14 protein-coding genes are annotated in these 14,029 nt (G+C 40.3%); 6 read left to right on the top strand and 8 right to left on the bottom strand.

Annotation, left to right across the window (positions count from 1 at the left end; all coding sequences use genetic code 11):
- Positions 1 to 21: 21 nt before the first annotated feature.
- Entirely contained in the window at positions 22 to 1,365 is a 1,344-nt protein-coding gene (mgtE, locus tag AAEM60_RS08350; protein ID WP_299741279.1) for a magnesium transporter, read from the bottom strand.
- Between the two features lie 279 nt (positions 1,366 to 1,644).
- Here mgtE and prpE point away from each other — a divergent pair, with 279 nt between their 5' ends.
- Positions 1,645 to 2,382, top strand: coding sequence for a bis(5'-nucleosyl)-tetraphosphatase PrpE (gene prpE, locus AAEM60_RS08345; protein ID WP_299740301.1), 738 nt, complete (start codon positions 1,645 to 1,647; stop codon positions 2,380 to 2,382).
- Positions 2,383 to 2,464: 82 nt separating this feature from the next.
- On the opposite strand, the gene AAEM60_RS08340 is transcribed toward prpE, so the two are convergent.
- Genes AAEM60_RS08340 through AAEM60_RS08325 form a run of 4 tightly spaced genes read right to left on the bottom strand, consistent with a single transcriptional unit; the run spans position 2,465 to position 5,246 of the window.
- A complete protein-coding gene (locus AAEM60_RS08340; protein ID WP_299740299.1) occupies positions 2,465 to 3,358 on the bottom strand; it encodes an RluA family pseudouridine synthase in 894 nt (297 codons plus the stop codon).
- A gap of 21 nt (positions 3,359 to 3,379) precedes the next feature.
- Entirely contained in the window at positions 3,380 to 4,177 is a 798-nt protein-coding gene (locus tag AAEM60_RS08335; RefSeq protein WP_034763479.1) for an NAD kinase, read from the bottom strand.
- 21 nt (positions 4,178 to 4,198) lie between these two features.
- Positions 4,199 to 4,852, bottom strand: a complete 654-nt coding sequence (locus AAEM60_RS08330) for a GTP pyrophosphokinase family protein (protein WP_299740294.1) — start codon at positions 4,850 to 4,852, stop codon at positions 4,199 to 4,201.
- Positions 4,853 to 4,871: 19 nt separating this feature from the next.
- Positions 4,872 to 5,246, bottom strand: a complete 375-nt coding sequence (locus AAEM60_RS08325; RefSeq protein WP_299740291.1) for a hypothetical protein — start codon at positions 5,244 to 5,246, stop codon at positions 4,872 to 4,874.
- Between the two features lie 652 nt (positions 5,247 to 5,898).
- Between AAEM60_RS08325 and AAEM60_RS08320 the strand changes: the two genes are divergently transcribed.
- From AAEM60_RS08320 to AAEM60_RS08300, 5 genes are all read left to right on the top strand, one after another.
- A complete protein-coding gene (locus AAEM60_RS08320; RefSeq protein WP_341357809.1) occupies positions 5,899 to 6,480 on the top strand; it encodes a CYTH domain-containing protein in 582 nt (193 codons plus the stop codon).
- A 53-nt stretch (positions 6,481 to 6,533) separates the two neighbouring features.
- Complete coding sequence (locus AAEM60_RS08315; RefSeq protein ID WP_341357808.1) at positions 6,534 to 7,175, top strand: lytic transglycosylase domain-containing protein; 642 nt, start codon at positions 6,534 to 6,536, stop codon at positions 7,173 to 7,175.
- 273 nt (positions 7,176 to 7,448) lie between these two features.
- Positions 7,449 to 7,850 carry a globin gene (locus AAEM60_RS08310; RefSeq protein WP_341357807.1) on the top strand — a complete coding sequence of 134 codons (402 nt, stop codon included), beginning with the start codon at positions 7,449 to 7,451 and terminating at the stop codon, positions 7,848 to 7,850.
- On the top strand, positions 7,843 to 8,709 hold the full coding sequence (locus tag AAEM60_RS08305) for a ClpXP adapter SpxH family protein (protein WP_341357806.1): 867 nt from the start codon (positions 7,843 to 7,845) through the stop codon (positions 8,707 to 8,709). Before AAEM60_RS08310 ends, AAEM60_RS08305 begins: the two co-directional genes overlap by 8 nt.
- Positions 8,710 to 8,994: 285 nt before the next feature.
- Positions 8,995 to 9,183: a hypothetical protein gene (locus AAEM60_RS08300; RefSeq protein ID WP_299740282.1), complete on the top strand. Its 189-nt coding sequence runs from the start codon at positions 8,995 to 8,997 to the stop codon at positions 9,181 to 9,183.
- Between the two features lie 113 nt (positions 9,184 to 9,296).
- Here AAEM60_RS08300 and pepF read toward each other — a convergent pair whose 3' ends face one another.
- From pepF to cls, 3 genes are all read right to left on the bottom strand, one after another.
- Positions 9,297 to 11,120: an oligoendopeptidase F gene (pepF, locus tag AAEM60_RS08295; RefSeq protein ID WP_299740280.1), complete on the bottom strand. Its 1,824-nt coding sequence runs from the start codon at positions 11,118 to 11,120 to the stop codon at positions 9,297 to 9,299.
- An 88-nt stretch (positions 11,121 to 11,208) separates the two neighbouring features.
- Positions 11,209 to 12,396, bottom strand: coding sequence for a competence protein CoiA family protein (locus AAEM60_RS08290; RefSeq protein ID WP_341357805.1), 1,188 nt, complete (start codon positions 12,394 to 12,396; stop codon positions 11,209 to 11,211).
- 89 nt (positions 12,397 to 12,485) lie between these two features.
- Positions 12,486 to 13,991 (bottom strand): cardiolipin synthase, encoded by a 1,506-nt coding sequence (gene cls, locus AAEM60_RS08285; RefSeq protein WP_299740277.1) that lies wholly within the window; start codon positions 13,989 to 13,991, stop codon positions 12,486 to 12,488.
- Positions 13,992 to 14,029 lie beyond the last annotated feature (38 nt).

Below are 14,029 nucleotides of genomic sequence, written 5' to 3'. Positions count from 1 at the left end.
CTATTCCTCCCCCTCTTCTCTCTATATTAGGTATTTCATAAACAAAGTGGCTAATCCAAAATAAATCAGGATACTGATAATATCATTTATCGTCGTAATGAAAGGACCAGAAGCGACGGCTGGATCCACTTTTAGTTTGTGCATAAGTAAGGGTACTAATGTACCTGCCAATGTCGCAACAAATAATGAGACTAAAACGGAGACTCCCACAAGTACGCCTAAGAAGAATTCACCTTTCCATACATAGACAACGATGCTGACGACTATCCCGCATGTGGTTCCTGTAATAAGTCCGGTTCCCGCTTCACGGATGACAAGGGACATCTTGTTTTCCTTCTCCAGATCACCTGTTGCAATCCCTCTTACGGCTACGGCAAGGGCCTGGGTTCCCGTATTACCAGCCATCCCTGCAATCAACGGGATAAATACAGCAAGAATTGCTACTTTATCTAACGTATCTTCAAATCTCCCGATGAGGCTTGCCGTGAACATTCCAAGAAATAGTAATGCAATTAACCACGGAAGACGCTTTTTCGCTGCATTAAATGGACTTCGGTCGATGGAATCCAAATCGGCGATACCAGCTAACTTTGAGTAGTCATCAGATGCCTCTTCTTCCATGACGTCCATAATATCATCCACCGTGATGATCCCAAGTAAGTGATGCTGAAAATCGACAACTGGCAAGGCAAGGAAATCATAATCCTTCATTTGTCTCGCGACAGCCTCCTGATCTTCGCTGACGCCTACAGCCATAACACGATCACTCATGATTTCCCCGATCATTACCTCATCATGGCTGATGATGAGGTCCCTTAAAGAGATGACCCCGACCAGTTTTTTATCATCATCCACTACATATATGTAGTAAATCGTTTCAGCATTCGGGGCTTCATTTTTCAAAATATACATGGCCGACCGGACGGTCTGATTCTTTGATATGGCGACAAACTCAGTGGTCATGATACTACCGGCTGTATACTCTTCATAGTGCAGTAATTCTTTAATTTCTTTGGCTGATTCATCATCCATTATGGTTAAATAACTAACAACCTGATCTTTATCCAACTCATTCAATACATCTACCGCGTCATCGGCATACATATTGGATAGCATTTCAGCAGCATATGTAGGATTCATCTCGGCTAATATATCCTGATAATCCTCTTCATCTATATCCAGACTTTCAAACAGCTCTGCCATCTCTTCCGGAGAAAGATAATGGTACAGGCGGCTTCGTAAATCTTCTTCTATTTTAGAGAAAAATTTCGCTTGGTCATAAGAGTGTAAATGTACAAACTCTGAACGAAATAAATCCAGATCTTCTTCTTGAAGGGCTCTAATGAGTAGGTCTTCATCATACATTACTTTTTCCTGCTTATCTCTTTCCTTTTCTTGATCTTGAGTTACTTCAGACATCATATACACCCTCCTTCTTATCTTAAATTGTATATAGTCGTAATAATACTAGCAAATCTTAAGACGATTGTCTCTCATGAAATGAATTGGATACGGATTGGTTTAGAAACAAAATCGTTTGGTACAATATGAATAAACATCCGCTCGATATGAAAGACTGAAACATTAATATGGCATAAAATACGTGAAAAGAAAAGAAAAATGCCACAGGAAAGCGGGGATCCGATGAAATTAGATATAATTGGAGACATTCATGGGTGTTTTAATGAATTCAAAGAATTAACGATAAAGTTAGGCTACGATTGGTCAACCGGTCTCCCCGTGCATCCACAAGGAAGGTTGATTGGGTGTGTCGGGGATTTGACCGACCGTGGCCATCACTCACTTCAGACTATTTCAACGGTCTATGATCTATTTGAAAAAGGATCAATATACTATGTTCCTGGAAACCATTGTAATAAACTCTACCGATACTTCCTGGGTAACAATGTAAAGATCCTCCATGGACTCGAAACAACAGTAGGGGAACTAAGTGCCCTTCCACAAAGTGAAAGAGAACACTATAGAGATATGTTTATCTCCTTGTATGAACGATCCCCCTTGTATCAGGTGTTGGATGACGGCAAACTGATCATTGCTCATGCAGGTATCAAGGAAGAGCTGATTGGAATGCAGAATAACAGGGTGAAAACATTTGTCTTGTACGGTGACATCACAGGTGAGAAGAACGAAGACGGTACGCCGGTCAGAAAAGATTGGGCATTGGACTATAAAGGTGACGCCTGGATTGTATATGGCCACACCCCGGTAAAAGAAGCGCGGATCGTTAATAAGACTGCGAATATTGATACAGGGGCGGTCTTTGGCGGGAAGCTGACTGCCTTGAGATATCCTGAAATCGAAGTGGTTAGTGTTGAATCTTGTATGCCTTTTGTAGAGGAGAAATTTCGGAGGTTTGAATAAGTGAGCTGGTAGGTGTGTTTGTTCCCTCTCTACACACCAAAAAGAGATTCTCTTCAGTTTAACTGAAAAGAATCTCTTTTTTTCATTTTCTTTCAAGCAACATCCGCATATCCCGAGGCATCACTGTCTCCAAATGCACCCATACTTTTTTAACGGGATGAAAAAAAGACAGCTTTTTACAATGTAGTGCCTGCCTCCCTATCAATGCCACACTGCCTCCATACAAATCATCCCCTGCCAGCGGGTGTCCTATAAATGACATGTGCACCCTGATCTGGTGGGTTCTCCCCGTTTCCAATCTCAATTCAATATGAGCGAAATCCTGAAACTGCTTTTTCAATCTATAGTGAGTCAGGGCATATTGGCCATCCTGGCGCACTTCTCTTTCAATGATACTATCCGGTTTCCGGCCGATGGGCTCTTCGATCGTACCAGTGTCCGAGTCCAGCCGGCCTTCTGCAAATGCTTCATACGTTCTCTTTATTTCCCGCCCCTTCTGCTGAAGACTGAATAAATGATGAACGTGGCGGTGTTTTGCTATTAGAACCAGCCCGGATGTATCCTTATCCAATCGAGTAACGATATGAACCGTTGAACAAATACCGACCCTGTCATAATATCCGGCTATGGCATTGGCGAGACTTCCAGTCGGCTCTTTCTTAGTCGGTATGGATTTCATACCCCATGGCTTATTTACTACGAGAACATCATCATCCTCATAAATGATTGACAATGGGACCTCTTCCGGAACTAATGACTCACTCCCTTTTTCTTCAGGGAACCTCATCTCAAGAATATCCCCTTCTATAAGGTGATATCGGACACTTTCTTCCTTTCCATTAACGGTTATTGTTCCTCCATCAAACTTCACAGCAGTCAGAGTACGCTTTGAAATCTGCTGATCGATTAGAAACTCTCTCATCAGCTTCCCGTCATAAGAAGCAGGGATAATCCATTTCAATGTATAGAAATTCATCGTAAACTTCCCAGCCTTAAGTCATTCATCCGCAACAAAGGAATCATGCACCCTTTTCCAGAACGGAAACGGTCGGAAGCGGGCAAAGCGAATTTTCTCATCAGCGACACGATATTGAATGCTCTTTACATCTTTATGAAGAAGAGATAGATGGTCGATGGTAACCAGAAAATCAGGCCCATTCACCGGTTTAAGCATACATGTATGATGAGCAGGTAATATCAAAGGTGATCCGATCGTACGAAAAACACGATTATTGATGGATGCCATTTCAGCGAATTGAATAGCAGGAAGAGACGGATGAATAATTGCTCCACCTAATGCCTTGTTATACGCCGTACTGCCCGAAGGTGTGGATAAACACAGTCCATCTCCTCTAAAGCGTTCAAAGTGCTGCCCCCTGATTTCCACATCCATGACAAGGGTCCCTTCTACGCTTTTGACCGTCGATTCATTCAATGCTAAGTAACGGGTTTCTTTCCCCCCATGCTGGTAGCGGATAATCGTTTCTAATAATGGGTATTCGATAATTTGATAAGGTGTTTTCGCAATGGCGATCACAAGCTTCTCAATCTCTTCCGGCACCCAATCGGCATAGAAGCCGAGATGTCCTGTATGTACACCAACAAATGCGGTCTTATCTAACCGGGATCTGTAGCGGTGAAATGCATAAAGCAGCGTCCCATCTCCTCCAACCGATATGACGATATCCGGTTGGTCATCATCATAAGTCAAATTAAAATCCTGGAGATAGGTTCTCATTTTGTGCATCAATGTATTTGATTTCGAATCACCTTTTGATGTAATCGCGAACTTCATTCGTTTACCCCCTTCAAGTCACTACTGATTTGGTTTAGAGCTTTTACCCCGTTGGTCTTTTTCCTTTTTGTTTGTAAAAATGACTTGGGCTTCCTGAATTTCTTCACGAATCAAGCTCATTTCTTCATCCAGTCTGAATGCTGCTTCAGCAGCGCCTGCAAGACGAAGACGGACTTGTTCCGGGATTTGTCCACTGTACTTATAATTCAAAGAGTGCTCAATCGTCGCCCAAAAATTCATTGAAAGAGTTCGGATTTGAATTTCTACCAAAATGTTTTTTTCCCCGTGAATCGTTTGAACAGGATATTCAATGACAATATGATAGGATCGGTATCCACTTTGTTTCTTGTGGGTCACGTAATCTCTTTCTTCTATAATAGTAAAGTCATTTCGCCCTCGAAGCTTTTCCACAACGACATGAATATCCTCCACGAATTGACACATCATCCGCAGTCCGGCTATGTCTTGCATTTCTATTTCAATATTTGATAGCTTAATCCCTTTTTGATTTGCTTTATCAAGAATACTCGCAATTGGCTTGACTCTTCCAGTCACGAATTCAATGGGAGAATGAGTGTTATGAAGTTCATATTCTCCCCTCATCCCTTTAAGCTTAATCTTTAATTCGTCAACCGCTTGCTTGTAGGGAGCTAAAAATTGTTCCCAGTGATTCATTCTCCTCACCTCTACACGCCTACTTTTCAAGAAATGCGTTCTCTACCTTTGTAACCATTTCTTCACCGTAGTTCCCATTTCCTTCAATGTTGCTTACAAGATAGTCCAGCTCTTCGTTGAATCGATCCAATTCAAGTGAGTAATCACCGCTTTTCGCAATGACTGCAGCCTTATCTTGCAGTGCCTTTTTCAACTCAGCCCAGATTGACTCTTCCAGGTATAAGTAAACATATTCCTCTTCGTTTTCTGCTAAGTATACGAATGCATATCGATCAGAGTCTGCAATGATTTGGCCGGCTGCAGTCGTTCCTTGCAACAGGTCCGCTTGGTCCGTATGTAAGTATAATGTACCGTTTTCAAATGTTGTTTGTTTAAATTGAACAATTTTCCTCATGCTTTTCTTCATCCTTCCATAAAACAATCAGTATCATTTTAACATAAGAAAACCATTTCATCTAAATATTGAAGTTGTGTTTTATTAAAGGACTTTTCGTAAACTTTGTTCCTTTTGAAAAAGCGAGTAGTGGTTGATTTCCGCTCCAGGTGCTCGCTTTCCGCGGGGCGTGAGTTGAGCCTCCTCGGGCTATCCCCTGTGGGGTCTCAACTTCCCCGCTATTCCCGCAGGGGTCGAGCACCTTCCGCTTCAATCAATTTACTAAGTTTCCGTTTCTTACTATAGACAAATATAAAAATCATAAACGTTTAGAATACAACATTTTTCAAAGTGTATAGTCGGCTTTAGCTTGTATAATAGAAATACTATTTCTTTCAATTGTTTTTTGCATAAGATCTGTCACTAAAAACTCTTATATATGGTGAGGGGAACTGTGTAGACTCCTGCGGAAGAACGGTCGTGCCGAGACCCCGTTCGGCTAATCTGAGGAGGCTCCGCCAAACGCTAGCTGCAAGCGAAGCAGTTACCCTCACCATCAAGCACACACTGATTGACAGAGCCAGAGCAGCCCCCATGATATAAAACAATCTTTGCGAAAAAATCCTATAAAAGAGATAATAGAGGGACAGTATGCAAGGAAAGGATGCTTTTCATGGCACAGGAAATTGAAATTGAATTCAAGAATCTAGTAACTCAAAATGAATTTACGCGATTAACCTCACATTTTCATATAAAAGATGAGGATTTCATTTCTCAAGACAATCACTATTTTGATACGCCGTACTATCAATTAAAGGATAATCATTCTGCCTTAAGAATTCGGGAGAAGAACAGGACTTATACGTTAACCTTAAAAACACCTTTAAATGACGATCTCTTAGAAACGAACCAGAAGTTAACGAAAGAGGAGTCGGTATCTCTTTTACACCAAGGGGTATTTCCTGATGGAGAAGTCAAAGATGTTCTGGATTCCCTTCAAATCCCCATTCAATCCCTTCAGCATTTCGGTACGCTTTCGACCAGCCGTGCTGAAATCGACTATAAAGACGGACTTCTTGTCTTTGACAAAAGCTCTTACTTACAAAAAGAAGACTATGAGCTGGAGTATGAAGTAAAGGAGCGTAAATCAGGAGAATCTATATTTCTTGACTTACTGAAGGAACTAAACATTCCGCTTCGAAAAACCGATAATAAAATCAAGCGATTCTACATGGAAAAATTAAAACAGGACTGACATGAACCGATATAGTATATGAATAAATGTTTTCCAGAAGAGGAGTTATACTCATGAATGTTCAACTGTTGAAAACGATGATGGATTTACAAGCTCTAAACAGTTTGGGATCAGTATCTTCTGTTCAACAAAACACTCGCCGATCCAGTGAGTTATTTCATCAACTATTAAATCAAGCACTACACACTGAGCAGAACAACTTAAATATGAATCAAACATTAGGTTCCGTTAAAGAGGCGCTTGGAACCAAAACAACCTTCTCGGTTTCATCACCTCTTCGTGAACTTTCAGCTGTGAACAAACCGAACTGGAATGCTCCCCAAGAGATTGATGCAATGATATCTCGTGCAGCCGATCACTTTGGCCTGCCTAAAAAACTGATTCAAGCAGTAATAAAACAAGAATCCAACTTCAACCCTAATGCAGTCAGCCCTGCAGGTGCATCAGGTTTAATGCAGCTCATGCCGAGTACAGCACGAGGGCTCGGTGTGAAGAACATCTTTGACCCGGAAGAAAACGTTTTTGCCGGAACGAAATACTTGAAGCAAATGCTCGATAAATACAATGGGGACATCCCCCTGGCTCTTGCAGCTTACAATGCAGGTCCCGGAAATGTCGACAAATATAACGGCATCCCACCGTTTAAAGAAACCACTGCTTATGTAAAGAAAGTGACCGATCGATATTTCACCTAAATCCCAAAAGATGGCTGACCTTTATCTCCTGGTCAGCCTTTTCTTCTGTATTTTCGTATTCAGACGTAAGACAAAGACCTATAGTCTGATAGCCCTAGCTCCTCTTAAATTCACCTGAACCATTCCTGCAAATCTCTAATAAATCAGGATATACACCAGAAAGAAGGCTACACTAATTTAGGAATAATAAGTTGATGTAAGGCGATTTGTTTGAGATATAAATGAATGCTTGCTAGAATAAACATACAATCTAAGTAAAAAGGAGTCATTCTTATGGTCGAGAAACCACAAATGCCTTATAATCTTATCGGCGAAAAGAAACTCTCCATGCTCGTTGAAGCTTTTTATAATAAAGTAGCGAATCATCCCAAGTTGGCACCCATCTTTCCGGATGATTTAACCGAGACAGCTCGCAAACAAAAACAATTTCTAACTCAATATTTAGGTGGTCCTGCGATTTACACAGAGGAGCATGGTCACCCTATGCTGCGTGCAAGACATCTTCCGTTTCCCATCACAGAGGAACGGGCAAAGGCTTGGTTAAGCTGTATGCATGAGGCAATGGATGAGGTCAATCTAGAGGGTCCAGTAAGGGATGACTTTTTTCACAGGCTGGTATTAACCGCCCATCATATGGTAAATACAGAAACACCAAAGGGCTCTGCCATTGACTAGAACAAATAGCTGGCATCACCTTAAAGGATGTGGACGTAACAAGAAACCTCTAGAAATATATATGTTTGTTGACCCTCTTTGCCCGGAATGCTGGGCGCTTGAACCAATCCTAAAGAAATTACACATTGAATACGGACAATACTTTCGTATCCGCTATATCTTAAGCGGACAGCTCGCCTCCTTAAACCTTGCAACTAAACGAAAGCAGGAAGATTTAGCTCAGCAATGGGATAAAACAGCGAGTCGCTCCGGAATGTCGTGTGACGGAAGCTTATGGATTGATAATCCGATTGATTCTCCTTACCTGGCTTCATTCGCCATTAAAGCAGCAGAGCTTCAAGGAAAGCATTCGGGAATTCGCTTTTTAAGATTTTTACAAGAACGATTATTCCTGCAGAAACAAGACATCTCGAACATTGAGGTACTAAAGGAATGTGCACAGGCAGCAAAGCTTGATCTAAATGAATTTATGAACGATATTAACTCCTCTTCTGCATCCAAAGCGTTTCAATGCGATGTCAAGATCACGTCAGAGATGGAAGTGGAAGAAATTCCGACGCTAGTCTTCTTTAATGAGAATATTGAAGATGAAGGTTTAAAGATCACGGGATTGTATTCTTATGAGGTCTATGTTCATATTATTGAAGAGATGCTTGCGTCAAAACCTGAAAAGCAGCCCTTGCCTCCACTGGAAGTATTCATGAAATATTATCGTGTTGTCGCATCGAAGGAAATAGCCGTTGTCTATGATTTATCTATAGAAGAGGTAGAAAAGCAAATGAAGAAATGGACACTTCAGCAAAAAGTAAAAAGGCTCCCTGCAAAACATGGGACCTTCTGGAAATATATAAGCGATTAATTATTTCAGTATAATTAAAATAAGCCTATAAACAAGAAAAGCCGATGTTGTTTCCAACATCGGTTTTTCAATACGAACAAAGGGGATGGGAGAAATTTTTCACGGTCAAACAAAGGGGTATATGTTTGCTTGTGATCAACTTCACACTGATAATATATCACGCATCCACTTGTATTGGCAAGTTGTTTGTATGGTATTTCACAATATTGTCAAAATCCATACATGTTCCCCTCTACTCTTTCATATACATAGATACAAGACAACTTATCACCGGAGGGAAATGATATGGCTTTAAAAATGAAATACGCAGTCCTCCTGCTGTTGATCCTGATCAGCTTCTTCATAAACATACTCGGACTCATGCGTCTGGTTCCAATCTATATAACATCCCCCATTCTCTTTCTCTCACTCCTACTCTTCTTCCACTCCCTTGGAAACCGCAACCGCTTCAGGGGATTCAAATCATTGAAATGAGGGACGGACCTTCAACTTGCAAATATTTTTTACTATAAAAAACCCCCAGAGGATAAGGAATTCCTTATCCTCTGGGGGTTTTCATTTGGAACTGTATACTTACACCAATCTAATTATTGAAGTTTCTCCAGCAGTTCTTCCATTTCATTCAACTTTTCTTCAAAGACCTTGCACGCGTCTTCAACCGGCTTGGAGGTTGTCATGTCCACCCCTGCTTTTTTCAGGACTTCAATCGGGTAGTCAGAGCTTCCAGCTTTGAGGAAGTCGATGTAGCGTTTCACCGCCGGCTCTCCTTCTTCAAGAATTTGCTGACTGAGAGCTGTCGCTGCAGAGAATCCAGTCGCATATTGATAAACATAGTAATTGTAGTAGAAGTGAGGTATTCGAGCCCATTCCAATCCGATCTCTTCATCGATCGAAATGTCTTCTCCGAAATATTTCTTATTCAATTCATAATATTCTTTCGTCAAGAATTCAGATGTAAGAGCTTCTCCTTCTTGGGCTTTCTTATGAATGAGGTGTTCAAACTCTGCAAACATGGTTTGACGGAAAACGGTTCCCCTGAATCCTTCTAAATAATGATTTAGGAGGTACAGTCGCTTTTTCTCATCATCAATTGTGTTTAATAGATAATCATTCAATAGTGCTTCATTACACGTAGAGGCCACTTCAGCAACAAAGATGGAGTAATGACCATAGGTGTAAGGCTGGGCTTTCCGCGTATAATAGCTGTGCACACTATGACCGAACTCATGAGCAAGTGTAAATAGATTATTCACATTATCCTGCCAGTTCATAAGGATATACGGATTTGTTCCGTATGCTCCTGAAGAATATGCCCCGCTTCTCTTTCCTTTGTTCTCGACTACGTCCACCCAACGATTGTCAAAGCCTTCTTTCAGGACATTGGCATATTCATCACCCAAAGGCTTTAAGCCGTCAAGAATCATATCCTGTGCTTCATCATAGCTGATGTCCATCTTGACTTCTTTCACAAGAGGCGTATATAAGTCATACATGTGAACTTCATCCAAACCTAATACTTTTTTACGAAGCTTCACATACCGCTGCAGCAAATGAAGGTTTTTATTGACAGTATCAACAAGATTATCATACACCTGTTCAGGAATATTGTTATTTGATAATGCTGCATGTCTTGCTGAATCATAATGTCTTACGTTTGCCACAAAGTTATCTTTCTTCACTGCTCCACTTAATGTAGAGGCAAAGGTATTTTCGAATTTCCCGTATGTTTCATATACTTTCTTGAACGCTTCTTCCCGGACACGCCGATCACTGCTTTCCAGGAAACGGATGAAACGGCCATGTGTGATGTCAACTTCTTCTCCGTTTTCATCTTTAATGCTTGGAAACTCCAGGTCTGCATTGTTCAACATACCAAACGTATTGCTCGCAGCACTGAACACCTCAGAGGCCTGAGCAAGCAGTGCTTCTTCCTCTGCTGATAGAACATGTGGGCGCTGTAGATTAATTTCCTCTAAAGCATGCTTGTATTTCCTCAGATCTTCTTTTTCGTCAAGAAACCCTTGCAGCTTACTTTCCTCAATCGATAGCACTTCGGGTACTAAGTAGGCAAATTTACTTCCTAATTGTGTATAAAGACTTTTGGCGCGGTCATCGAGACCCTGATAGTAAGAATTCGTTGTATCCTGATCATAGCGCATATGAGAATATGTATAAACCTTACCCATACGTTCCATAATTTCATCCTGAAAGGCAAATGCTTTATATAGCTGATCTGCACTATCCCTTAATGTTCCTTTAAACTCGTCTGCTTTGTCGGTCAATTCTTTTATCTCTTTATATTCTTTTTCCCACGCTTCATCACTTTCAAATATATCTTCCAATCTCCACGTTAACTTCTCCTCTACCTCTTTTCTACCAGGCAGACTTTTCGTAGCTGTATCTTTTGACATATACATCCTCCATTCTGAAATCTACAGAAAATTCCTTATAGTTACATTCTCTCTTATCTAAGATTTTCCTGCAACAAAACAATCTTTGTTAGACCTTTTTTAATATATGCTTCCATTTAGGAAAAAAATCATGCTGATGCCGTTCGAAACCTGGGAAATTGTCTGGACACATCCATGGCTCCGATAGCTGAAGATCACCATTCTCCAACGTTCTAACAACCTTCATGTCTTCTAGCAGGGTCAAATAGCTTTTCACTATTTCCTCGAGCAGCCCCCCCACCCCTACTAAAGGAAGCGAACGAAACTCTAAATATCCTCTATCTATTCTCTTCTTTATCACCTCAACCACTCTTTCCTCTGAAAAAAAGAGTTCCTTCTTCATACAATCCTTCCATATATAATATTGCCATTCGACCGAATGATTCTTGAATTGTAGTCCATGAGGTAAGACCGGTATACCAACGAACAAAGGCAAATATAAAAAAGTATCCCCTTCTCGATAAACTTCCCGTAAAAATAAATCATCTTTTGCGTTACCATAATGAAGTTTATTATAGATCCACTTCATTCGGAATTGATTCCAATTTTTTAAAAGGTGTGGGCGATTGACTGTAGGATGTGGAATGGATAATGGAAGAGTGAATTCCTCAATGGGTATCCTGACTGGAGCGGCACTAATAAACGCTGATGCTGAAACAGGAATGAGATGAGTAAATAATTGGAATCTTCTTTCTTCAGGAGAAAAATGGAGGAGAAAGTAGTGTAATTGGGGCGAGTATCGGATAAATGCTTGCTGAAATGAAGGTAAATGCAAGTTTCCTTTTTTCTTAACTGGCTGGGTGAGAATCCATAGGGGAGTGATCTCTTCTCTTTGATAACCCTGTGTTCTGGAGAAGATATCGGAAATGGGAATAGAGGAACATTGGATTTCAACGGCTATTTTTTTCGATTCTGTTTTTACATATACATCAGCGATTTGCTGAAGATTTTTAATATAATGCTCAACCTTTACTTCTTTAAAATGCAATTTTAACCTGTCATATAAAAGTTGCTTACTGAGTAGATGTCGGGGAGACTCATGCTGCTTTCCTATCTTACAATGAGACTGTGGGTGATGAGCAAAATGTGGAACTTTCTGTTTTCCAATCCGCAGGTTCAATGGGGATAAGCAGTGGGGACAGCGGAATGGAAGACTCTTTTTTCGCAGACTTATCAATTCCTCTCTTGAATAATGAATGGTTGACAACACCTTCTCTTGAAATACAGCTGTTAACATAGAACACCTCCTCCTACAATCATTCGCCAAAAAAAGTGAAATTCCTGCAAAAAAACCTTCAAGTTAATAAATCACTTGAAGGCTTCTTCTTATAAAAGAGGTGACATTAAGCGGGAAGTGGATTCTAATAAGCGATAGCCAAGATGTCTTTTTTGAAACTCTTCCAACTGTAGTTCTTCTGCATCCTCTAGATCATGTAAATATTCTTTCACAAGTGAATTCGTGCTTTCTGTTTTATAAAGAAATGCATTGACTTCAAAATTCAAATGAAAACTTCTCATATCCATATTTGAAGTACCAATCGAAGCCATTTCTTCATCTACAATCACAATTTTGCTGTGCATAAAGCCCTTTTGATATTCGAAAATTCGGGCTCCTGCTTCAAGAAGATCGGGAAAATAAGACCTTGAAGCGTGAAACACAATTCGTTTATCAGGTTTATGCGGCACCAAAAGTCTTACATCCACACCACTTAAGGCTGCAATTTTCAGAGCTGAGAAAATATCTTCATCCGGTATGAAATAAGGTGATGCTACCCATACACTTTTTCTTGCAGAAGTGATCATTGAGAAGAAAATATTTTTCAGAACGCTCAATTCATTATCCGGTCCTCCTGCAATCATTTGAACTCCACCATCGTTCGTATTTTCCATTGGATCCGGGCTTAAATACCCTGGAGTTAAGAAATCATCATTCGTCATATAATACCAATCTTGAAGAAAGATAAGCTGCAGCGTCCGTACGGCTTCACCCCTTACAAATAGATGGGTATCCCTCCAAAAGCCAAACTGAGGATTCTTGCCTAAATACTCATCGCCAATATTAAGGCCCCCAACAAATCCAATACTTCCATCAATAACGATAATCTTACGGTGATTTCTAAAGTTGAACTTATTATTAAGTACAGGGATTTTTACGGGGCCAAACGGAACCACTTCTATCCCTGCATCTTTTAATTCAGCAATATAGTCCTTTGATAATTGCCAAGCCCCGACCGCATCATAAAGGAAGCGAATTTTCACACCATTATTCGCCCGTTCAATAAGAATATCCTTAATCTGATTTCCTATATCATCATGCCGGACAATATAATACTCCATATGAATATGATGCTTCGCAGTCTTTAACCACTTAAGGATTTCCCCGAATGTCTCAGTACCATTGGTTAAAAGTTTGGTTTCACTAGAAAAAGAAATGGCACTGTTCCCTATTCGCTGAGCAAGCTGAAAGTGCTTTTCCTGGAACATGCCAAACATATCAGCGTTCATTTCCTTAGGACCAGGCTCATATTTATTATAAGTTTCCTTGTCCAATATGTACTTCTTCTGATACATTTTCTCTTTCCTGTAGTTACGGCCAAACAATAGATAAAAGATAAAACCAAGTATGGGAAAAGCACCTAATACGACTAACCATGTTAATGTTTGAGTAGGATGACGATTCTCAAAGAAGATAAGGAATCCGATAACAATTACGGAGAATGTAAAAACCAAACTAATATACTTCACCATACCTGATAGGTATTGATCAAAATAAAGTATATAGCTTAACACCAGAACAGCAATAAATAGGAGGACTCTCACAGTATTTTTCATACCTCTAACACCTTCCACTGGCTTAATGATACAAATAA

It is taken from the genome of Rossellomorea sp. y25, assembly GCF_038049935.1.
Taxonomy (GTDB): domain Bacteria; phylum Bacillota; class Bacilli; order Bacillales; family Bacillaceae_B; genus Rossellomorea.
The sequence above is the reverse complement of the archived record's forward strand: the minus strand, read 5'-3'. Positions and strand labels throughout refer to the sequence as shown.

What these genes read in the sequence shown, in the direction of transcription:
- AAEM60_RS08325 (WP_299740291.1), bottom strand. Translation starts at nt 5,246, where the DNA reads ATGAGGAAAATTGTTCAATTTAAACAAACAACATTTGAAAACGGTACA.
- pepF (WP_299740280.1), bottom strand. Translation starts at nt 11,120, where the DNA reads ATGTCAAAAGATACAGCTACGAAAAGTCTGCCTGGTAGAAAAGAGGTA.
- AAEM60_RS08315 (WP_341357808.1), top strand. Translation starts at nt 6,534, where the DNA reads ATGAATGTTCAACTGTTGAAAACGATGATGGATTTACAAGCTCTAAAC.
- AAEM60_RS08310 (WP_341357807.1), top strand. Translation starts at nt 7,449, where the DNA reads ATGGTCGAGAAACCACAAATGCCTTATAATCTTATCGGCGAAAAGAAA.
- AAEM60_RS08335 (WP_034763479.1), bottom strand. Translation starts at nt 4,177, where the DNA reads ATGAAGTTCGCGATTACATCAAAAGGTGATTCGAAATCAAATACATTG.
- AAEM60_RS08290 (WP_341357805.1), bottom strand. Translation starts at nt 12,396, where the DNA reads ATGTTAACAGCTGTATTTCAAGAGAAGGTGTTGTCAACCATTCATTAT.
- cls (WP_299740277.1), bottom strand. Translation starts at nt 13,991, where the DNA reads ATGAAAAATACTGTGAGAGTCCTCCTATTTATTGCTGTTCTGGTGTTA.
- prpE (WP_299740301.1), top strand. Translation starts at nt 1,645, where the DNA reads ATGAAATTAGATATAATTGGAGACATTCATGGGTGTTTTAATGAATTC.
- mgtE (WP_299741279.1), bottom strand. Translation starts at nt 1,365, where the DNA reads ATGTATGATGAAGACCTACTCATTAGAGCCCTTCAAGAAGAAGATCTG.
- AAEM60_RS08340 (WP_299740299.1), bottom strand. Translation starts at nt 3,358, where the DNA reads ATGAATTTCTATACATTGAAATGGATTATCCCTGCTTCTTATGACGGG.
- AAEM60_RS08300 (WP_299740282.1), top strand. Translation starts at nt 8,995, where the DNA reads ATGGCTTTAAAAATGAAATACGCAGTCCTCCTGCTGTTGATCCTGATC.
- AAEM60_RS08320 (WP_341357809.1), top strand. Translation starts at nt 5,899, where the DNA reads ATGGCACAGGAAATTGAAATTGAATTCAAGAATCTAGTAACTCAAAAT.
- AAEM60_RS08330 (WP_299740294.1), bottom strand. Translation starts at nt 4,852, where the DNA reads ATGAATCACTGGGAACAATTTTTAGCTCCCTACAAGCAAGCGGTTGAC.